Below are 22,287 nucleotides of genomic sequence, written 5' to 3' on the forward strand. Positions count from 1 at the left end.
CAGTTTTTGCTTTATCTCAATGCATGAAGACCTTATCTATAAAACAAAAATACCGCTAGAATTTCTAACGGTATTTGCATATAAACAACAAATTACGAATGTTGAGATTTCACTTCAACAATCAATTGATCTACCACTTGAGGATCTGCCAAAGTTGAAGTATCACCTAATGAATCAAGCTCATTTGCTGCAATTTTTCTTAGAATACGGCGCATAATTTTCCCCGAACGTGTTTTAGGTAAAGCGGGCGCCCAGTAAATTGCATCAGGCGTTGCAACAGGTCCAAGAACTTTACGCACCCATAAAACAAGTTCTTTTCGTAAATCTTCCGACTCGGGCGTATCTGCTTGTAATGTTACATACGCTGCAATTCCTTGCCCTTTAATGTCATGTGGCATGCCCACAACAGCAGCTTCTGCAACATGTTCATGCGCAACCAAGGCACTTTCAATTTCTGCTGTTCCTAAACGATGCCCCGATACATTCAGTACATCATCTACACGACCTGTAATCCAGTAATAACCATCTTTGTCACGACGTGCGCCATCTCCTGTGAAATATGTTCCCAGATAGGTAGAAAAATAAGCTTCGATAAAACGTTCAGGATCACCCCAAATAGTTCGCATTTGTCCCGGCCAAGAATCTTGAATAACTAAGTTACCTTCCGCTTCTCCTGAAAGTTCGACACCTTCAGCATCTACAATGGCAGGTTTTACCCCAAAGAATGGTCGTGTCGCAGAACCCGGTTTTAAATCTGTTGCGCCCGGTAATGGCGTAATCATGAAACCACCTGTTTCTGTTTGCCACCACGTATCTACAATTGGGCAACGACTTTCACCCACTACGCTGTAGTACCAATTCCACGCTTCAGGATTAATTGGCTCACCCACTGAACCCAATAAACGTAAACTACTACGGTCACTTTCTCGTACAAATGCATCACCTTCACGCATCATGGCGCGAATAGCGGTAGGTGCTGTATAAAGAATCGTGACATTGTGTTTATCGACAATATGACCTGTTCGTGCCCATGTCGGATATTGAGGAATACCCTCAAACATGACGGTGGTTGTACCATTGGAAAGTGGCCCATAAAGTACGTATGAATGTCCCGTAATCCAACCAACATCTGCTGTACACCAAAATACATCATCTTGTTTTAGGTCAAAAACTTCACGGAAGGTACAGTTTACATAAGTTAAATATCCACCCGTGGTATGAAGTACGCCTTTGGGTTTGCCTGTCGAACCCGATGTATAAAGAATAAAAAGTGGATCTTCTGCATTCATCGGTTCAGGTGGACAAACTTCATTGACCGTCATAATTTCTGCGTGATACCACAAATCACGACCATCCCTCATCTCAATTGGGTTACCTGTTCGATGTACCACAATCACATTTTGAACCGATTCTGTACCTGCAATATTAAGCGCCGCATCAACATTTTCTTTTAGTGGGATGGGTTTACCACCACGCATACCTGAATCTGCGGTAATCACCACTTTTGCTTGGCTATCTTCAATGCGGCTTGCCAGTGAATCTGGTGAAAAGCCACCAAATACCACACAATGCACTGCACCAATACGCGCGCAAGCCAACATCGCAATGGCAGCTTCAGACACCATTGGCATATACAACACCACACGATCACCTTTTTTCACGCCATGCTTCTTCAATACATTGGCAAAACGACAGGTTTCATCATGCAATTCTGCAAAAGAAATAATTTTATGACGTGATGGATGATCACCTTCCCAAATAATGGCAGGCTTGTAAGGATGTTCTTTTAAATGACGATCTAAACAGTTTGCGCTCAGGTTTAATTGACCATCTGCAAACCATTCAATTTTAAAATTATCTGGGGAAAAACTTGTATCTTTCACTTTGGTAAAAGGCTTAATCCAGTCTAATTTTTTCGCTTGCTCTGCCCAAAATTCTTCTGGATGATCAATAGATTTTTGATAGCGTTCAAAATATTCCGCCTCATTTGTACGCGCAGTTTTTTTAAATCCTTCTGTTACAGGATACAATTCTTTCATTTTCTACTTCCTTGATATTTTTACATTTCATCTCGAAATGTTATGCCCGTTATTCAATTTTTATTTCTGCATACCGTCAGTATTACGGTTATTTTTCAAACAACTCAATGATGCTTTAGTCGTATAATATTTCTACAACTCTCTTGATCAAATTACAATTTAAATGAATTGAGTTTTGTATTTTTCTATCTGATCTGTTTAATTCACTTTATAATTCACGCAGATATTCAGATGATCAATGATCTAAATATTGCCTCTTCTTTATGACTTGGGTAAATCCATGAATCCAAACCAATCATCCAACTTCTTTTCACGCCAACAAACGCAAGCTCAACCACCAGACAATCCTCTGTCTTTAAGCGGTCGTTTTGGACGTTTAAGTTATATCGCTTGGTACGGGTTTCTAAATTTAATTGCATTTTTTGCAGTAATTGCACTAAGCCTAACTTTAGGCATTTTCAATTTAAGTACGCAATCTTTAGATTCACACTTTATTGATACCTTAACAGGACTAGGTGGATTAGGCTTTCTCATCATTTCGATTTTATATATTTATTTTAATATTGTGATTCAAATACGTCGCTTCCATGACATGAATCATTCAGGTTGGTTAATATTGTTATTGATCTTGCCACTGGTGAATCTCTTTGTATTTTTCTATTTACTGTTAGGTTCAGGTACACAAGGTCCGAATCAATACGGTCCTCAACGCATAAGTGCTGTTTGGGAAAAGATTTTAGCGTGGCTCATGATTATTGTGACTATTTTGTCTGTATTGGGAACAGGGAGTATCGTGTCTTATATGATGGGTTCAGGGCAATTAGAAACACCAACTGAAATCCTTGAAAAAAGTACGGATTATTTTTAAACAAATGCTCTAACTTTTTGACAAAACAATACATGCAGTAAAAATTTAGTTATTAAATATTATATAAATTTAAGGCAAAATAGAGCCAATTTGAATCAATTGGAAAGCCTGTGCCTGGACAACAAACCACCTTGAGCGAAGTCACTCAAGGTACAACGGATCTTTTGCACGAAGCAACAGAAAAAACTGCTCAAACTGTCATTGCACATACTGCTAAATATAATGATGCCTACTCAACCATCGATAAGTTTATGGATGGTTTTTGGGAACGCCTACCTTATATTTGTATCGCTTTAATTGTTTTTAGCATTTTCTATTTGTTGTCCAAAGTATTTAAATTTTTTGTACGTAAAGCCCTTTCAGATCGTTCATACACAAAACAAAATTTAGTCCTAGTTTTAAACCGTGTTGGTAGTTCAGCTATTATTTTCATTGGTTTCTTGATTGCAATGGTCATTGCCATTCCTGGCTTTACGCCTGGACAGCTCATGAGTGCCTTAGGGGTTGGTTCTGTTGCAATCGGTTTTGCATTCAAAGACATCTTCCAGAACTTATTGTCAGGTATTCTTATTTTACTTGGCGAACCGTTTAAAATTGGCGATGACATTATTGTTTCAGGTATGGAAGGTACGGTTGAAGATATTCAAATTCGTGCAACTTTCTTACGCTCACCAGATGGTCGTCGAATCGTTATTCCGAACGCAACGGTTTATACCAGTGCAGTTACTGTAAATACAGCTTATACACGTCGTCGTTGTGAATTTATTGTTGGCATTGGCTATGAGGACGATATTCAAAAAGCACGTGAAATTATTTTAAATATATTAGACCGTGATACGTCTATTTTAAGCCAACCAGGCTTCAGTGTGAATGTCTCTTCACTTGCAGACTTCTCAATTAACTTAACTGTTCGTTGGTGGGTAAATACCACGGAAACAACAATTGCAAACTCAATTAGTCATGTTCAAGAACATATTATTGATGGTTTTGCTCAACATGACATCAACATTCCATACCCTATTCAGGAAGTGAAAGTGCATCGTGGTGCATCTGTAATCCCTGAATAAGCTTATGAACTAAACAGTCTACCTAAAACATAAGGAATTACTGTTTCAGTTCTAATAATTCGGTTGCCTAAGCTTACTGCTTGGCAGCCGTTTTTTATGAGTAAATCAATCTCATAAGGAATAAAACCACCCTCGGGACCAATCACAATCGTACATCGTTGTGAAATAGCCGATGGCATTTTATCTTCCACATAAGGATGTGCCACAAATGCAGGACATTCATCTGAAATAAGTGTAGGTAAAATATCTTCCACAAAAGGTTTAAAACGCTTATAGATTTCTATTTTTGGTGCAATGGTATCGCCTGCTTGTTCTAATCCTAAAGCAATATAATGATCAAGCTGTTGTAAAAATGGCGTTTGCCAATAGCTTTTATCAACACGATAACTATGCAATAAAATGATTTTTTCAACACCCAAAGTCACACTATCCATAATTAAGCGTCGTAAAACTTTTGGACGTGGCATTGCAACAATTAAGGTGACAGCTAATTTTTCCGGAACCGTTTCTTCATGTAATGGTTTAATCGAAATTGAATTTTCAGAGATCTCTACAATTTCAGTGAGGTAACGCTTTCCTTGAAGAATACCAACTTTTAAGGTATCTCCAATTTTCACTTCCAAATGCGTATGAAGATGCTCAAGCTGACGTTTTGATGTAATTTTCCAAACATCTGCTTGCGTTTGTCGCTCATCGACTAAAACTATATTCATAAAATCTTAAAACTAAAATAGGAGATATAAGTGGGCAACATTTATAAATATTGATCGATGGCTTGAATATGCTTTTCTAATGAACCCTTATTCTTTTGCATAATCTGTTCAGCATTTAAATTCAGTTGTTCAACCAATGCAGAATCGAAAGTCAATTGCACCAAATCTTGAGCTGCTTCTTCAGCCGTTGTCGCAATTTTAATGGCCGATGCTTCAATGAATTCATCGACAATGCTTTGAAAATTAAAATAGTTTTTACCTAAAACTGTCGGAACATTCAAAGCAAGAGGTTCTAAAATATTGTGACCACCACCCGGTTCATTCAAAGAGCCACCCACAAAACAAGCTTGACTCATGGTATACCAAAGCCACATTTCACCCATGCTATCTGCTAAATATACTTGCGTATCTGCTTGGATGCTTTCACCTAAACTACGACGCTGTGTGTTTAATCCTAAACTTTGACTTGCCTCAAATACTTCATCGAAACGTTCAGGGTGGCGTGGCACAACAATGCATAAAAGTTCAGGATATTGCGCTAAAAATGGTTTTAAAGCCGCTAAAATATTGGTTTCTTCAGGCGCATGTGTACTTGCAATGGTGATAATTCTACGTGAATCTAATTGCCAATCTTGTTTTAAGTTTGCAGCCTTTTCAATAAAAGAAATAGGCGCAGTAATATCAAATTTAATACTACCTACAACCTGACTATGTTCAGTATTTGCACCCAAAGCAATAAATCGATCTAAAGATGCTTGATCTTGCGCTAATAACTGATTTAAACCACTTAACATTGGCTTGGTTAAGCTTGGAACTTTTCCATAACCTTTAGCCGATTTTTCTGAAAGACGTGCATTAATTAAAATACATGGCACATTAAATTCATGTGCTTGATCCATTAAATTTGGCCATAATTCAGTTTCAACCAAAGCCAATAATTTAGGTTGATACAACTGAAAAAACTCTTCAATTAAATATTTTTGATCGGCAGGTAAATACACCGCCTGAAATAAATCTAAATAAGGTGCTTTTAAAAATAATGATTTTGCACGTGCCTGACCTGTTTTCGTGGTGTTGGTCACCAATACAGGATGACCCTTTTTAAGATAATGTTCAATGAGTGGCTGTGCTGCATTGGTTTCACCAACGGATACTACATGAAACCAAATGGCATCTAAATTTTTAGGATTTTGAAAAGGACCAAAACGCTCTAGCAACTCCTGTTGTAATTGTTCAGTACTATCTGCACGCTTTTTAATTTTCCATTTATAGACTGGTTTTAAAAGTGAAAGTGCTGCGTTATACCAAAATGGAGTAGCCAAATGTATCGCCTTAAAAGAGGGTTAACTTAAAATATAACAGAGCCACATTCACTTGTTAATCAATGTGGCTCTTTAGAATTACTTTATTATGTAAAGACTTATGCTTTATTTAATGCAGGATAATCAATATACCCTTCTGCCACATTTGTCCCAATCATATTTTCGAACTTCAATTCATTTAAAGGTGAATTATCAACTAAACGTTCAAATAAATCTGGGTTTGCAATATAAGCTTTACCAAATGAAACTGCATCTGCTTTACCCGATGCCAATAGCTCAATTGCATCTTCACGGCTTAAACGCATATTTGCAATATATGGAACATTGCCTGAACGCTGTTTCATATATTCAGAAATACTGTCTTCTGCTAAATATTCGCGGGTGAAGAAGAAAGCAATATGACGTTTGCCAAGTTCTTCCATTGCATAGCCAAAAGTTTCACGTGGAGCATCATCGCCCATATCGTGTTCATCACCACGCGGAGCCAAATGCACACCCACTCGGCCTGCGCCCCAAACTTCAATTAAAACATCGACAACTTCTAATAAGAAACGTGCACGATTTTCAACTGAACCACCGTATTCATCATCACGTTTATTGGTTTTAGTTTGTAGAAATTGATCGATTAAATAACCATTTGCAGCATGTAATTCAACACCGTCAAATCCTGCTTCTTTAGCGCGAATTGCCGCTTGCTTGAATTGTTCTGTAATTGAATGAATTTCTGAAATTTCGAGTGGACGAGGCACAACATAATCACGTTTTGGACGCAATAAACTTACCTGACCTGCTTGCTGAACATTACTTGCAGAAACAGGTGTTTGACCATTCAATAATTCAGGGTCAGATACACGACCCACATGCCATAATTGAGCAACAATTAAGCCATCTTTTTCATGAACAGCTGAAGTAACCTGCTTCCAACCTTCAACTTGAGCATCTGTGAAAAGCCCTGGTGTATTTAAATAACCATTTGCATCTTCAGCAATTACCGTTGCTTCAGAAATGATTAAACCTGCACTCGCGCGTTGTGCGTAGTACTCCGCCATCATTGCCGTTGGTACACGATCATCTGTTGCACGGCTTCGTGTTAAAGGCGCCATTACGACACGATTTTTAAGTTTTAAATCACCAAATTGTACAGGAGAGCCTAAGTCAGCCATATTCGCCTCGTTATTCACGTTATTAAAGTGAATGCTTTAATTGTTCGATATATTGCTGAATTAATTCTTCATTACGTGAAAAATAAGACCATTGCCCATATTTTTCAGCTTTAATTAAACCTGCCTGTTGCAATACAGATAAGTGGTTCGACATGGTCGATTGAGAAACTTGACCTAAGTTTTCAATTTGACCCGCACATACGCCACGTTTAAAACCACCACATTCATCACTCGACAAAAATTTCTCAGGTGTTTTTAACCATTCTAAAATTTGACGACGTGTAGGATTGGCAAGGGCCTTAAAAATTAAATCTATATCCATAATTCAGACACTTTAAATGAATAAAGCTCAATTCAGCATCTTTGCATATAATATATCGTATTTTTACGATATTAATATCGATTTTTTACGATTTAATGAAAAATACTCAATTGAGCTTTTTTTTAACGAATAAAATTTATAAGCCTTGCTTTAAGCTCGCTTCAATAAATTTATCTAAATCACCATCAAGCACAGCACCTGTGTTAGAACTTTCAACACTTGTACGTAAGTCTTTAATACGCGAATCATCTAAAACGTATGAACGAATTTGACTGCCCCAACCAATATCAGACTTAGTATCTTCAAGCGCTTGAGCGGCATCATTACGTTTTTTCATTTCCAATTCATATAATTTTGCACGTAACTGTTTCCAAGCATGGTCACGGTTAGCATGTTGAGAACGTTGGTTCTGACAAGCCACCACAATACCTGTTGGTGCATGCGTTAAACGTACTGCAGAATCGGTTTTGTTAATGTGCTGACCACCCGCGCCCGATGCACGGTAAGTATCTGTACGAACATCCGCAGGGTTGATTTCAATTTCAATGTTGTCATCAATTTCAGGCGATACGAATACTGCCGAGAAAGATGTATGACGACGGTTACCCGAGTCAAATGGTGATTTACGAACTAAACGATGAACACCTGACTCTGTACGTAACCAACCGTATGCATACTCGCCTTCTACGCGAATGGTCGCAGATTTAATACCTGCAACATCACCATCAGACTCTTCCATCAATTCTGCTTTAAAGCCATGACGTTCAATCCAACGCATATACATACGAAGTAGCATAGATGCCCAATCTTGAGCCTCTGTACCACCTGAACCCGCTTGAATTTCCACATAACATGGGTTCGGATCCATTGGGTTGCTGAACATACGACGGAATTCTAACTTAGCAAGTTCTGCTTCAGAAACATCTAATTCTGCTTGTACATCTACAAGTAAGCTCTCATCATCTGCTTCAACAGCTAAATCGAGTAATGCTTGCGCATCTTCTAATTGTGTAGATAGACCTTCGAGGACATTTAATACGTTTTCAAGCTCACCTTTTTCTTTGGCCATTGCTTGAGCACGACTTTGATCATTCCAAATTGTTGGATCTTCTAATTCACGGAGAACTTCTTCTAAACGCTCTTTTTTCAGATCGTAGTCAAAGATACCCCCGTAGTGTTTGACCACGTTCGCCTAAGTCTTTTAATTGGTTTAGATAAGGATTAATTTCCACGTGAAGTACTCGCAATTTAAAACATTCAAAATAGCGTCAAATTATATCACATACCCAATACTCCGTTTTGAACTTAAATGTTTTACCCGACTTGAGCTTATTCTTTAAAAGAAAAATGCATTTATAAATGATTTAAAATTGGTTTTTTCAAACAAAATTTTCATTGATGACTCAAAATATCATGTTTATTTTTTAATCAGACTAGTGATTTCTATATTTATATTCAAATATTAGGTAAAAAAATCAATAATAATTTCACTATATTATTCAAGTAATTATAATTTTAAAATTACACAACATTACGAGACTTACATTGCTGTAACTTTCTCTTCATTGACCACTCTACATTTTTCTCTAGACTAAAACTTGTAACAAAAAATGTATAAATTCAAGTTAACAAGATAGGGGTACAATCCATGAAAAAATTAGCAATTGCCTCAGCATTACTATCTACTTTAGCCATTACAGGCACTGCAAATGCATACCAAGCTGAAGTAGGCGCTTCTGCCGGTGTTATCGATCCAGATCACGGCAGCACAAGCGGTTCATATGGTGTAGATGGTACTTTCTACTTTAACCCTGTTCAAACACGTAATGCTCCACTTGCAGAAGCTGCATATTTAGACCGCGCAAGCAACGTAAACGCTCAGTATCAATACAGTAAGTTAGATGATGCAAAAATCCATAACTACGGTGTTGGTGTTGAATATTTTGTACCAAATTCAGATTTCTATTTAAGTGGTAATGTTGGTCGTCAAGATGTAAAAATCAAACATGGCGCTAAAGATGACACAACACTATATAGCGCTGAAGTTGGTTACATGCCTGCACCTGGTTTCTTAGTTGCTGTTGGTGCTAAAGGTTATGACAACGATCGTAAAGACGGTGTAGATCCAACTATTCGCGCTAAATACGTAACAACACTAAGCAATGGTAAAGACATTAACTTAGAAGCTGGTGCAGCATTTGGTGACTTAGATGAATTCAATCTTGCTGCCGATTACTACATCGACAAATCATTCAGTATTGGTGCAGATTATTACAGTAATGACTTAACAGATAACAAAGAATTTGGTATCAATGCACGTAAATTCTTTACACCACAAGTCAGTTTAGAAGGTCGTATTGGTTTCGGTGATGTTGCTGACAATGACTACAAATCTTTTGGTTTAGCTGGTAAATACCGTTTCTAAGACTTTAAAGATTTACTTCCCCATAAAAAAAGCCACTCTGATGAGTGGCTTTTTTTATTGCTCTAAATGAATAATTCGAAGCTGTAAATTCACATTACCATTAAACGCATTTCGGTCTAACTCATACACCAATCGTACTGAATCAAGCATTGGATCAAACTCAAATTTATCCTTTGCACCAAATGAAATGGCATCAACCACTTGCCCATTATCTAAAGCTAAACGAAGTTTTAAATGTTTTTCTTTCAGCCAACGATAATCTAATAATTTAAAAACACCTTCAAAAATTGGCAATGGAAACTTTTGCCCCCACGGCGCTAAATTTTGAATTAAATCGACGGTATTTAATTGAATCGCTTCAGCAGGTAATGCCCCATCTGTCCATAACACCGCTTGAAATAATTCATCATCCATAGCGGCAATAAGCTGTTCAAATACAGCTTTAAATTCAGAAAAATGTTCTTTTTTTACCGTTAAGCCTGCTGCTGCTGCATGTCCACCAAAATGACTAATTAAATGTGGATGTTGTTCAGCAACCAATTCAATTGCATCGCGAATGTGAATACCGTCAATTGAACGTGCTGAGCCTTTAACATGAATGCCATCTTCATCGGAAGCAAAGACAATCGCAGGTCTATGAAATTGCTCTTTCAATCTACCTGCAACAATACCAATCACACCTTGATGCCAATGTTCTTCATACATCACCAAAGCTGAAGGTAAATTTTTCTGATCAAGTTCTAATTTTTCAAGTTCGAGCAACGCATCTTGTTTGATCTGCCCTTCAACTTGACGACGTTCTAAATTCAAATCATTGAGTTGTTGTGCCAATTGGTAAGCAGTTTGCATATCAGATGCAAGTAAGCATTCAATACCAATATCCATGGTTTCCATGCGTCCTGCCGCATTAATGCGTGGACCAATGACAAAACCAAGATCTTGTGCTTTTAAAGATGCAGGATCTCGTCCTGCAATATCTAATAAGGCGCTAATTCCATGTCGACATAAATTTTGCTGAATACGTTTAACGCCAGCATCGACTAATATTCGATTGTTATAGTCTAAACTTGCTACATCTGCATAAGTTCCAAGCGCAACAAGGTCTAAATACTGAGACATTTTTGCAGATGATTTTGCTTGCTTCGCACGGAAACTTGAAAGATGCGCCAATAAATAAAATGCAACGCCAACACCTGCCAAGGCTTTACTTGGGAACTCACACCCCAATTGATTGGGATTGACCACAGCCTCTGCTTTTGGCGTTTCTTTGGTGGTTAAATGATGATCTGTAATCACCACTTTCATGCCATGTGCTTGAGCTTGCTCGACCCCTGCATGGCTTGAAATGCCGTTATCTACAGTTATTAATAGATCTGGCGTATAACTTGTAAATGCTAAATCTGCTATAGCAGGCGTTAAACCATAGCCATATTTAAAACGGTCTGGCACCAAGTAATGAACATCTGCATTCATTTCTTTAAGGGCTAAAATCATTAATGCTGTGCTTGTTGCACCATCGGCATCATAATCGCCCACAATTACAATTTTTTGTTGTTGATCAATGGCTTCATCAATAATTTGAATAGCTTGATCTAAACCCTTCATGGTTGGAGCAAGTAAATTTTTGAGTTTTAATTCAAGCTCTTGTTCAGATTCAACACCACGTCGCGCCAAAATTTCAGCGACAAATGGAAGCACGCCCTGAATATTTTCAGGGCGCGTAAGTAATGGTCTTTGTTTAATTAGAGTTTTAGACATTTAAGGCATCAATCGCTGAATTTTCCATACACCATCAATTCTTTCATAAGTAATACGATCATGTAAACGATTTGGACGACCTTGCCAAAACTCGTAATATTCAGGCTCTAAGCGGTAACCACCCCAAAAAATGGGTTTCGATAATTCAGATTTGTCCTGAACATCATCATGAAGTTTTTGAAAGCGATTTTGCAACTCTTCACGATTGGCAATCACACCACTTTGTGGCGTACTAATATGCGCTGCAATTTGGCTATCACGAGGACGTTTGTGATAATAATCTGTCGACTCGATTTCAGAGATTTTCACAACTCGACCTGAAACACGAATTTGACGTTCTTGCTCTTGCCAATAAAACAATAATTCAGCATACGGATTTGTCGCTAAATCGATGCCTTTTTGGCTATCATAATTGGTATAAAAATCATAACCTGCTTCAGTTGCACCACGTAGCAAAACCGTACGAACATGCGGACGACCTTGCGAATTTGCTGTCGCCAAAGACATTGCATACGGTTCATGTAGCTGTGCCTCTAAAGCATGATTAAACCAATTTAGGAATTGTTCATGCGGATGTTGCTCAATTTGATCTTCATGTAACTCACCTTTTTGGTAACTTAAACGAAGTTCACTCAAATCTTTAATAACATCATTCATAATGAATTACCTAAGCTGCATTAGCACGTACAGCATCAGCCAAATGATTTGCCAATGCGGTTACTTCTTCTAAATCGTTCCCTTCGACCATAACACGAATTACGGGCTCAGTTCCGGATTTACGAATTAAGAGACGACCTCGACCTTTAAGTTGTTCTTCTGCTTTATTAAATTCAGTAACTAAAGCAGGCACAGCATACGGGTCAAACATTGCAGCCAAACGAACATTCACCAAGACATTTGGTAATAGTGTAAAGCCCTCGACCAATTCATGAAGCGCTTTTTTCTGTTCTACCATTACGGTTAAAACTTGAAGTGCTGCAATAATTGCATCGCCTGTTGTGCTCTTATCTAAGGTAAGAATATGACCTGATGGTTCACCACCAATCGCCCACTTATTATCTTCTAAACCTTGAAGTACATAACGATCGCCTACTTTGGCACGATGTAATTTCACTTGTGCTTGATCAAGTGCAATTTCCAAAGCCATATTACTCATAACCGTACCCACAATACCTGCAGGTTTGTTTTTCGCTTGAGTCGCTAAAATATATAAAATATGGTCGCCTGTTATTTGCTCGCCATTTTTATCGACTAAAATGACACGGTCAGCATCGCCATCAAAAGCAATACCTAAATCTGCTTTGTTCTCTATAACTGCCTTTTGTAAGCTTTCAGGATGCGTTGAACCACAATTTTCATTGATATTTAAACCATTTGGCTCATTGTGAATAGCAACAACTTTTGCACCAAGCTCACGGAATACAGCAGGGCCCACGTTATAAGCAGCACCATTTGCACAATCAACAACAATGGTTAAGTCGTTCAAGTCTAAATGATATGGGAAAGTCGATTTACAAAATTCAATATAGCGACCATTCGCATCTTTAACACGTACGCTTTTACCTAAGTTTGCAGTATCTTCAATGTAAATATCGTTTTCTAATTCTTTGTTAATGGCTTCTTGAATTTCATCAGGGAGTTTTTTGCCTTCGCCGGAGAAAAACTTAATACCGTTGTCGAAATACGGATTATGTGAAGCTGAAATTACAATACCTAAACTTGCATGTAATGCACGTGTTAAGTGAGCAATAGCAGGTGTTGGTAATGGTCCAAGTAAATGAACATAAACTCCTGCGGCATTTAAGCCTGCTTGTAACGCTGCTTCTAAAATATAACCTGAAAGGCGTGTATCTTTCCCAAGAACAACAATAGGCTTACTTTTTTTACTATAATTTTTTAATACTTTACCTGCGGCAAACCCTAATTTCAAAGCAAATTCAGGTGTAATTGGCAATTCACCAAATTTGCCTCGAATTCCGTCGGTACCAAAATAACTCATGTTCTACTCACTTCTTGATGGTGATCTTCATCATCACATTTATATTAATTACTTTACACCAAAAACAAAAAAGCCGTCATAACTCTGACGGCTTTTTCGAGTAAAAACTACGAAAAATCAACCAACGCGATAGTTTGGTGCTTCTTTCGTAATAGTTACATCATGTACGTGTGATTCAGACATACCTGCTGAAGTGATTTTCACAAATTTTGCATTTTCACGAAGATCATTAATTGTTGCAGAGCCTGTATAACCCATAGATGAGCGTAAACCACCCATCATCTGATGCACGATATTGCCCATTGGACCTTTGTAAGGTACACGACCTTCAATGCCTTCTGGTACAAGTTTCTCTGCACCTGCTTTAGAGTCTTGGAAATAACGGTCAGCAGAACCTGTTGCACCCGCCATTGCACCCAATGAACCCATACCGCGGTAAGCTTTGTAGTAACGACCTTGGAAGAATTCAACTTCGCCAGGTGCTTCTTCAGTACCTGCCATAAGTGAACCAACCATGATTGTGCTTGCACCAGCACCAATCGCTTTTGCCATATCGCCAGAGAAGCGAATACCGCCATCTGCGATTAATGGAATTTGATCTTTTAGTGCGTTCGCAACGCTATCAACCGCAGAGATTTGTGGCATACCAATACCAGCAACAATACGAGTTGTACAAATTGAACCAGGGCCAATACCCACTTTAACAGCATCTGCACCTGCATCTAAAAGTGCAAGAGCAGCATCACCAGTTGCGATGTTACCGCCAATCACTTGTACTTGTGGGTAGTTTGCTTTCACCCAACGTACACGCTCAATTACACCCGCAGAGTGACCATGTGCTGTATCTACAACAATCGCATCTACACCAGCTTCTACCAATGCTTCAACACGGCTTGGAGTGTCTAAACCAGTACCAACTGCAGCACCAACACGTAAGCGACCCAAGTCATCTTTACAGCTATTTGGATAAAGTTCAGCTTTACGGAAATCTGTAACCGTAATTAAGCCTTTTAATTCGTTGTTTTCACCAACAACTATCACTTTTTCAATACGATTTTTTTGAAGAAGAGATTGAATAATTTCTTTAGATGCATTTTCACGAACAGTCACCAAACGATCTTGACCAGTCATGATATTACTTACTGGTTGTTCAAGGTTGGTTTCAAAACGTGTATCACGACCTGTCACAATACCAACAACTTTACCGTCTTTTACAACTGGTACACCGCTGATGTTATTCGCTTGAGTAATTGCAATAAGTTCACGCACTGTTGTTTCAGGAGACACGGTAATAGGATCTTTCACCATACCGGCTTCGAATTTCTTAACACGGCGCACTTCTGCAGCTTGCTGCGCAATATCCATGTTTTTATGCAAAAAACCAATACCACCACTTTGTGCCATGGCAATAGCCATACGTGATTCAGTCACTGTATCCATTGCAGCAGAAACGAGAGGGATATTAAGATTAATTCCGCGTGTTAAACGTGTCTTTAATGAGACATCTTTTGGGAGGACCGTTGAGTAGGCAGGGAGTAATAGGACATCATCGAAGGTTAGGGCTTCTTGAACGATGGTCAACATAACAGTCTCACTGGTAATTTCCGTGCGCCATTATAAACAAATTTACATGTAAATTTCATTGATTATTATCAAATATTTATTTTTACTCTTGCTTTTCATTTTAACTTAATAAAACTCAGGTACTTAAATAATATATTTTTTCGTAACAATAACATCTAGAAAATTTAAATCAAAAAAACGACAATTAGTACAACAAGCCCAACCCAAATTTAATATTCAAAATTAAAGCAATATTTCCATCCTTCACTCATCAGCCAAACATCATTTTTAACTGAAATTTTTTAGAAATATTGCCTTTTAGGTTCAATTCTTATGCTTTTATTTATGTTGGAAACGTAAATACACGCTCATCCATTAAGTCTGTGCCACACTCAAGCGTTTCAATCCAATCTAAGAATTGATTCACCTGTTCTTTGCCAATAAATGGTGTCCCATGTTGAGGAACAATACTCTCTACATCCATAGTACGCACCATTTTCACCCAAAGACGGATAATTTTGTTATTGCACATATATCGTTGATGGAAGCCTTTCATTTTTGGAATGTGGTCTTCAAAATTTTCAAGTGGTATACCTGCATCTTCAACCATAGATGCACCCATATCGCCTGAAAATAAAATTTTTGAGATTGGATCGTAGAATTGGAAATTACCGACAGAATGTAAAAAATGTGCAGGCACAGCAATAATTGAAGAATTTCCTAATTGAATACTTTGACCTTGGTCAGGTAATTCAACTAAACGCTCTAGCCAACTCCCCTTCATTCGGTCACTCATAAATGCCGAATTTAAATGGGGTAAGAAACGTGCCCATAATTTTGAAGCCACAACTTTTGCTTCTGTGTAGACCAACCAACGTGGCATTGAAGTAATAATATCGGGGTCTTGATGCGAAGCCATTACATAATCAAGATTGGCAAGACGCGTATATTTATTTAACTCCATCGTCAGTGGAACATAAGTTAAGTCACCACCTGGGTCGAGGACTGCTGCTCGCTCATTATCAATAATTAAAAATTGGTTAGCCTGCACACCCTCGCCTTTTACCAAACTGGTAAAGCTAATACATTTATGTGACCCATTATCAAATAATACTTGCGATGTAGTGCGGTCAAATGCCATGCCAAATCCCCAAATTTTTAATTTTTAAAAACATATTTCTATATGGGGATAACATATATTTAATTACAAAAACTTACAACGAATATAGTTTAAATATTTTTAATAATATCAAACATTTGAGATTTAAATCACAAAAAAACCCAAGCTTAAAACTCGGGTTTTTTTAATTTTCAGTCTATTTTAAAAGAAATAATGTTGTGCCAATGCAGCAATACCAATCACTAAGAAAACTAAAGCACCAATTTTATGAATAAGTGAAATAGGAAGTTTTTCAGCAAGCTTATTACCAATGAAAACAGCAGGTGCGTTCACTAACATAATACCAAGAGTTGTACCTAATGTTACCCAACCAATGCTGTCAAATCGGGCTGCCAATGCAACTGTCGCAATTTGAGTTTTATCGCCAATTTCAGCTAAAAAGAACAAAACAAATGTTGCACCAAATACACCATATTTTTGCCATTTATTAATACTTTCAGACTCATCGCCTAGTTCATCTGGAATAAGCATCCAAATTGCCATACCAATAAAGCCTAAAGATACAATCCATAATAAAATTGTTGGGCTAAGTACAGTTGTAATCCATTGACCAAGTACAGCAGAAACACCATGATTGACAACGGTCGCTAGAAAAATAGCACAAAGAATAGGAACAGGTTTACGGAATCGTGCGGCAAGAAGCAATGCAAGTAGTTGTGTTTTATCACCCATTTCAGAAAGAGCAACAACAACTAAAGAAATGAAAAAAGCTGAAAGCATGATGTGTTTCTCTGGCTAGCAATAACATATACCAATGACTCACCCCTCCTGCTAGCCAATGTGCAGAGTGGTAAATCAAAGGTCTTGCCAACAAAAGAAAGCTTTAGGAAAAGCTCATTTGGTTATTTGCTATGATGACCATGTTCTTGTTTAGAACAAATATGTTGATCATCACCCTTTCGCTTTGCGCAAAAGGCGGCTACTCCCCAATGAAGTGTAGCCATTATAAACAATTTCAGTTGAATTTTCAAACCAAAAAAAAACCTGCCGAAGCAGGTTTTTCATCCTATTTCTTTCTCCCTTTGGGAGAAATACAAAGAGGGGCTTAGATCAATAAAGTACGAATATCTTTTAAAAGTTTCGTTAATTTATTGGTAAAGCGTGCTGCATCTGCACCATTAATCACACGGTGATCGTATGACAATGACAATGGAAGCATTAACTTCGGATCAAAACCTTGACCATTCCAAACAGGTTGCATTGTTGCAGGTGAAATACCCAAAATTGCAACTTGAGGCCAGTTTACAAGTGGGGTAAATGCTGTACCGCCAATTGCACCTAGGCTTGAAATAGTAAAGTTCGCACCTTGAAGATCTTTCGGAGAAAGTTTCTTATCACGTGCTTTTTGACCCAACACACCCAACTCAACAGCAATATCTTTAATAGATTTTTGATCTGGATTACGTAATACAGGAACTGTTAAGCCATCTGGCGTTGCAACAGCAATACCCATATGGATTTCATTACGTAATAGAACAGATTTACCATCATCAGCTAAGTGACCTGCAAATTCACGTTCTTCTTTAAGAAGATGAGCTACCGCTTTAATGATGAAGGCCATAATCGTTAAGCTAATGCCTTCTTTCTTAAAGTTGCCTTTAAGATCATTACGCCACGCTTCAAGCTCAGTAATATCAGCCAAATCAAACTGAGTCACTTGCGGAATGTAGTTATTCAAAGAAAGTTGTGGAATCGACACTTGTTGTAAACGTGTCAATACTTTCTCTTCCACACCGCCAAAGGCATCAAAACTTGGAAGTTTAGGCAAGCCTGCAGATACTGCTGTTTGTGCAACAGGAGCAGCTTGAGGTGTCGTTAAACGTGTTTTCACATAAGCGAATAAGTCTTCTTTCATTAAACGTGCATGTGGACCAGATGCTTTAACATCTGCCAATACAACGCCTAATTCACGTGCAAGTTTACGAACAGCAGGACCTGCATAAACTTTCGAATTTGCAGCATTTTGCTCTTTCGTAAGTTTATCTACGCCACCTGTAGCAACAGGAGTAGTCGTTTGTACTTTAACTTCTGCAACAGGAGCAGTAGCTTTAGGTGCTTCAGCTTTTACCGCAGGTGCTGGAGTAGAAACTACTTGTCCTTCAGCTTCGATTGTCACTAAGGCAATACCTTCAGAAACATTTTGACCCAATGTCACGTGAATTTCTTTAATTACGCCTGCTGTTGTACTTGGCACTTCAACAGTTGCTTTATCCGACTCAACAACAATAATGCTTTGGTCTTTTTCAACTTTATCGCCTACAGCAACTAAAATTTCAGCCACAGCGGCTTTATCAACACCTAAATCAGGTACAGCAACTTCTACAGGGCCTGCAGCAGTTGTCGTTACTGTTGGCGCTGATGCAACGGGTGCTTGAGCTACAGGAGCTGTTTCAGTTTTTGCTGGTGTAGCAGGTGTTGTAGATGCAGATCCTTCAGTTTTCACTTTAAGAATCACTACACCCTCTTTTACGCTGTCGCCCACTTGAATGCTAATTGATTCAACCACACCTGCAACAGTACTTGGAACTTCAACAGTTGCTTTGTCAGATTCAACAACGACAATACTGTCATCAATTGCAATGGTATCGCCCACTGCAACCAAAACCTCGCCTACAATTGCTTTTTCAACACCAATATCTGGCACTTGAACATCAACGACTTGCGAAGTTGCTGCTGTTACTTGAGGAGTTGCTTCAACTTTAGCTTCTACAACAGGAGCAGGCTTTTCTTCAGCTTTCGGTGCTTCAGCAACTGGAGCTTCCATTTGACCTGAACCTTCAAGCTCAATCAGTACAGCACCTTCAGCAACACTGTCGCCTAAGTTAATTAAGATGCTTTTTACTACGCCTGCTGAAGTGCTAGGCACTTCAACAGAGGCTTTATCAGACTCAAGTAAAACAACACTGTCATCAACTGCAATGGTATCGCCAACTTTTACCAAAATTTCAGCAACAGTTGCTTTGTCTACACCAATATCAGGAGTTGTAATTTGCATACTTATTTCTCCTCTTTGTAGTCTGCTACAGCTTGTACAGATGGAGTTGCTTGAGGAGCCCAAGCCACAGGACGATCTGTATCTAATTCAAATGTAGAGATTGCGTCTTTAACTAAGCGCGCATCTACTTCACCTTCATCTGCTAATTTTTTCAATGTCGCAACAACAATGTGCGCGGCATCTACACCAAAGTAGCTACGTAATTTAGCGCGTGAATCTGAACGACCATAACCATCTGTACCTAATGCTACGAATGGACGGCTGTCTGGAAGATACGCACGAATTTGTTCGCTATATGCACGCATATGGTCTGTTGCAGAAACAACAATACCTTTAGTGCCACGAAGCTGTTCAGATACCCATGCTTCTTTTGCAACATCAGCCATTGGATGTAGGCGGTTATATTCTTCACACGCCATACCATCACGTGCAAGCTCGTTAAAGCTTGTTACGCTGAAGACATTTGAATGAATTTGGTATTCATCACGTAGAATTTGTGCTGCTTTAATGACTTCACGAAGAATTACACCTGAACCCATCAATTGAACAGTGGCTTTTTCATCTTCTTGTAGTAAGTACATACCACGTTTAATGCCTTCCTCAACGCCTTGTGGCATTTCTGGATGCTCGTAGTTTTCGTTCATTACAGTTAAGTAGTAGAAAATACGCTCTTGGTTCACATACATACGCTGTAAACCATCATGCACAATTACCGCTAATTCATAACCAAAACATGGATCATAAGACACACAGTTTGGAATGGTATTTGCAAGAATGTGTGAATGACCATCTTGGTGTTGTAAACCTTCACCATTTAGCGTTGTACGACCTGCTGTTGCACCTAACAAGAAACCTTGTGCTTGTGCATCGCCTGCAGCCCATGCAATGTCACCAATACGTTGGAAACCAAACATAGAGTAGTACATGTACATTGGAATCATTGGTAAGTTATTGGTTGAATAACTTGTTGCCAACGCCGCCCAAGCACTCATCGCACCTGCTTCGTTAATCCCTTCTTGAAGCATATGACCATCTTTTGCTTCACGATAATGCATTAACTGTTCTTGGTCTTCAGGTGTGTATTGCTGACCATTTGCTGCGTAAATACCCAACTGACGGAACATGCCTTCCAAACCAAATGTACGTGCTTCATCAGGTACGATTGGTACTACACGATCTTTAATTGCTTTTTCTTTAAGAAGTGCAGCAATTAAACGAACCATCACCATCGTAGTCGATTGCTCTTTACCATTTGAACCTTTCAACACTGCATCAAATACAGATAATTCAGGGATAGCAAGTTGTTCACTTTCTTTACGACGTGCAGGTAAATAACCACCTAAAGCTTCACGACGTGCTTTCATATATTTCAATTCAGGCGAGTTTTCGCTTGGACGATAGAAAGGCACTTCTTCTAATTGCTCATCGTTAAATGGCAAGTTGAAACGATCACGTACATATTTTAAAGATTCGATTTGCATCTTTTTGATTTGATGCGTTTTGTTAACCGCTTCAATTTCTTCAGATAAACCGTAACCCTTTACTGTTTTCGCAAGAATTACTGTTGGTTGACCTTTCGCAGTACATGCCTCTGCATAAGCTGCAAATACTTTGTACGGGTCATGACCACCACGATTTAAATTATCGATATCTTCATCGCTTAAATCTTTTACGAGTTCAGCCGCTTCAGGGTATTTGCCGAAGAATTTCTCACGTGTATATGCGCCACCTTTTACTTGGTAACGTTGATATTCACCATCAACTGTTTCTTCCATTACCGCTTTAAGTGCGCCAGTTTCATCTTTTGCCAGTAGTGGATCCCAATGACGTCCCCAAACTACCTTAATCACACGCCAACCTGCACCACGGAATAATGATTCAAGTTCTTGAATGATTTTACCGTTACCACGTACAGGACCATCTAAGCGCTGTAGGTTACAGTTTACAACCCAAATCAGGTTATCTAGCTTTTCACGACCTGCAAGTGAAATAGCACCAGTACTTTCTGGCTCATCCATTTCACCATCACCAAGGTAAGCCCACACCTTACGGTTTTCTTCTTTAATTAAACCGCGGTTCATTAAGTATTTTTGAATATGTGCTTGGTAAATCGACATGATTGGACCAAGACCCATAGATACTGTTGGGAACTGCCAGTAGTCAGGCATTAAATATGGATGCGGATAGCTTGGGATACCAACACCGTCCACTTCACGACGGAAATTATTTAAATGCTCTTCAGTCAAACGACCTTCAAGGAATGAACGTGCATAAATACCAGGAGCACAATGCCCTTGGTAATAAATCATATCACCACCGAAGTTTTCATTATTCGCACGGAAGAAGTGGTTAAAACCAACATCATATAAAGTTGCAGATGATGCAAAACTTGCTAAGTGACCACCTAAATCATCACCTGTTTTATTCGCACGAAGAACCATTGCAAGCGCGTTCCAACGAATAAGTGCGCGAATACGACGCTCCATATCTTGGTCGCCAGGCATTGCAGGCTGTTCTTCTACTGAAATTGTATTTAAGTAAGGCGTATTTATTCGCTGAATGGGAACATGTTTAGCAATCGCACGTTGATATAGTTTTTCGAGCAAGAAAGCACCACGTTCTGTACCCATGTGTTGAATTACAGAGTCAAACGCATCTTGCCATTCTTGGGTTTCTTGCGCATCTGTATCGCCATAAAACGCCATATTTCACCTATTCTGTATGCCTAATTATATATACATATATGTATCACACTTTTGACTAGCGCAGATATCGTTCCAGATGAATACGGTTTTGGTCTAATATTTAATAAATAAATACCCATTGACTTTTATTTACTCAAAACAACAAAAAACCGCCAATATTGACGGTTT

17 protein-coding genes and 1 riboswitch are annotated in these 22,287 nt (G+C 38.6%); of the genes, 3 read left to right on the forward strand and 14 right to left on the reverse strand.

Going from position 1 to position 22,287, the window contains the following annotated elements; all coding sequences use genetic code 11:
- Nucleotides 1–92 precede the first annotated feature (92 nt).
- Nucleotides 93–2,039 (reverse strand): acetate--CoA ligase, encoded by a 1,947-nt coding sequence (acs, locus tag GTK57_RS05035; RefSeq protein ID WP_163121689.1) that lies wholly within the window; start codon nt 2,037–2,039, stop codon nt 93–95.
- Between the two features lie 280 nt (nt 2,040–2,319).
- Between acs and GTK57_RS05040 the strand changes: the two genes are divergently transcribed.
- Complete coding sequence (locus GTK57_RS05040) at nt 2,320–2,907, forward strand: DUF805 domain-containing protein (protein WP_152875256.1); 588 nt, start codon at nt 2,320–2,322, stop codon at nt 2,905–2,907.
- A gap of 110 nt (nt 2,908–3,017) precedes the next feature.
- Nucleotides 3,018–3,974 (forward strand): mechanosensitive ion channel family protein, encoded by a 957-nt coding sequence (locus tag GTK57_RS05045; RefSeq protein ID WP_163121691.1) that lies wholly within the window; start codon nt 3,018–3,020, stop codon nt 3,972–3,974.
- Nucleotides 3,975–3,976: 2 nt separating this feature from the next.
- On the opposite strand, the gene GTK57_RS05050 is transcribed toward GTK57_RS05045, so the two are convergent.
- From GTK57_RS05050 to prfB, 5 genes are all read right to left on the reverse strand, one after another.
- Nucleotides 3,977–4,687, reverse strand: a complete 711-nt coding sequence (locus GTK57_RS05050; RefSeq protein WP_152875254.1) for a 16S rRNA (uracil(1498)-N(3))-methyltransferase — start codon at nt 4,685–4,687, stop codon at nt 3,977–3,979.
- 41 nt (nt 4,688–4,728) lie between these two features.
- Nucleotides 4,729–6,009, reverse strand: a complete 1,281-nt coding sequence (locus GTK57_RS05055) for a 3-deoxy-D-manno-octulosonic acid transferase (RefSeq protein WP_163121693.1) — start codon at nt 6,007–6,009, stop codon at nt 4,729–4,731.
- A gap of 98 nt (nt 6,010–6,107) precedes the next feature.
- Nucleotides 6,108–7,172 (reverse strand): alkene reductase, encoded by a 1,065-nt coding sequence (locus tag GTK57_RS05060; protein ID WP_163121695.1) that lies wholly within the window; start codon nt 7,170–7,172, stop codon nt 6,108–6,110.
- A gap of 22 nt (nt 7,173–7,194) precedes the next feature.
- The gene (locus tag GTK57_RS05065; RefSeq protein WP_163121697.1) at nt 7,195–7,494 is read right to left on the reverse strand and encodes an ArsR/SmtB family transcription factor; all 300 of its coding nucleotides are present in this window, start codon (nt 7,492–7,494) and stop codon (nt 7,195–7,197) included.
- Nucleotides 7,495–7,630: 136 nt separating this feature from the next.
- Nucleotides 7,631–8,726, reverse strand: a protein-coding gene (gene prfB / locus GTK57_RS05070; RefSeq protein ID WP_163121699.1) for a peptide chain release factor 2 whose coding sequence is annotated in 2 segments (ribosomal slippage) — nt 7,631–8,653 and nt 8,655–8,726 — 1,095 coding nt in all. Because the reading frame shifts where the segments join, the coding sequence is not laid out codon by codon here.
- A gap of 416 nt (nt 8,727–9,142) precedes the next feature.
- Here prfB and GTK57_RS05075 point away from each other — a divergent pair.
- A complete protein-coding gene (locus tag GTK57_RS05075) occupies nt 9,143–9,919 on the forward strand; it encodes a putative porin (protein ID WP_163121701.1) in 777 nt (258 codons plus the stop codon).
- 54 nt (nt 9,920–9,973) lie between these two features.
- Here the strand turns inward: GTK57_RS05075 and recJ are convergent, their stop codons facing one another.
- The 8 genes from recJ to aceE form a co-directional block, all read right to left on the reverse strand.
- A complete protein-coding gene (recJ, locus tag GTK57_RS05080) occupies nt 9,974–11,677 on the reverse strand; it encodes a single-stranded-DNA-specific exonuclease RecJ (protein WP_163121703.1) in 1,704 nt (567 codons plus the stop codon).
- Nucleotides 11,678–12,334, reverse strand: a complete 657-nt coding sequence (pdxH, locus tag GTK57_RS05085) for a pyridoxamine 5'-phosphate oxidase (protein WP_163121705.1) — start codon at nt 12,332–12,334, stop codon at nt 11,678–11,680.
- 10 nt (nt 12,335–12,344) lie between these two features.
- Nucleotides 12,345–13,676 carry a phosphoglucosamine mutase gene (gene glmM / locus GTK57_RS05090; protein WP_163121707.1) on the reverse strand — a complete coding sequence of 444 codons (1,332 nt, stop codon included), beginning with the start codon at nt 13,674–13,676 and terminating at the stop codon, nt 12,345–12,347.
- Between the two features lie 117 nt (nt 13,677–13,793).
- Nucleotides 13,794–15,260: an IMP dehydrogenase gene (gene guaB / locus GTK57_RS05095; protein WP_152875243.1), complete on the reverse strand. Its 1,467-nt coding sequence runs from the start codon at nt 15,258–15,260 to the stop codon at nt 13,794–13,796.
- A 322-nt stretch (nt 15,261–15,582) separates the two neighbouring features.
- On the reverse strand, nt 15,583–16,380 hold the full coding sequence (locus tag GTK57_RS05100) for an oxygen-binding di-iron domain-containing protein (protein WP_152875242.1): 798 nt from the start codon (nt 16,378–16,380) through the stop codon (nt 15,583–15,585).
- Between the two features lie 180 nt (nt 16,381–16,560).
- Nucleotides 16,561–17,139, reverse strand: a complete 579-nt coding sequence (locus GTK57_RS05105) for a TMEM165/GDT1 family protein (protein WP_152875240.1) — start codon at nt 17,137–17,139, stop codon at nt 16,561–16,563.
- Nucleotides 17,140–17,156: 17 nt separating this feature from the next.
- A riboswitch (yybP-ykoY riboswitch) is annotated at nt 17,157–17,359 on the reverse strand.
- Between the two features lie 105 nt (nt 17,360–17,464).
- A complete protein-coding gene (locus GTK57_RS05110; RefSeq protein WP_163121709.1) occupies nt 17,465–19,414 on the reverse strand; it encodes a 2-oxo acid dehydrogenase subunit E2 in 1,950 nt (649 codons plus the stop codon).
- A gap of 2 nt (nt 19,415–19,416) precedes the next feature.
- Nucleotides 19,417–22,119 carry a pyruvate dehydrogenase (acetyl-transferring), homodimeric type gene (aceE, locus tag GTK57_RS05115; protein ID WP_152875236.1) on the reverse strand — a complete coding sequence of 901 codons (2,703 nt, stop codon included), beginning with the start codon at nt 22,117–22,119 and terminating at the stop codon, nt 19,417–19,419.
- Nucleotides 22,120–22,287 lie beyond the last annotated feature (168 nt).

The organism is Acinetobacter portensis (assembly GCF_010646905.1).
In the GTDB taxonomy this organism is placed as follows: domain Bacteria; phylum Pseudomonadota; class Gammaproteobacteria; order Pseudomonadales; family Moraxellaceae; genus Acinetobacter; species Acinetobacter portensis.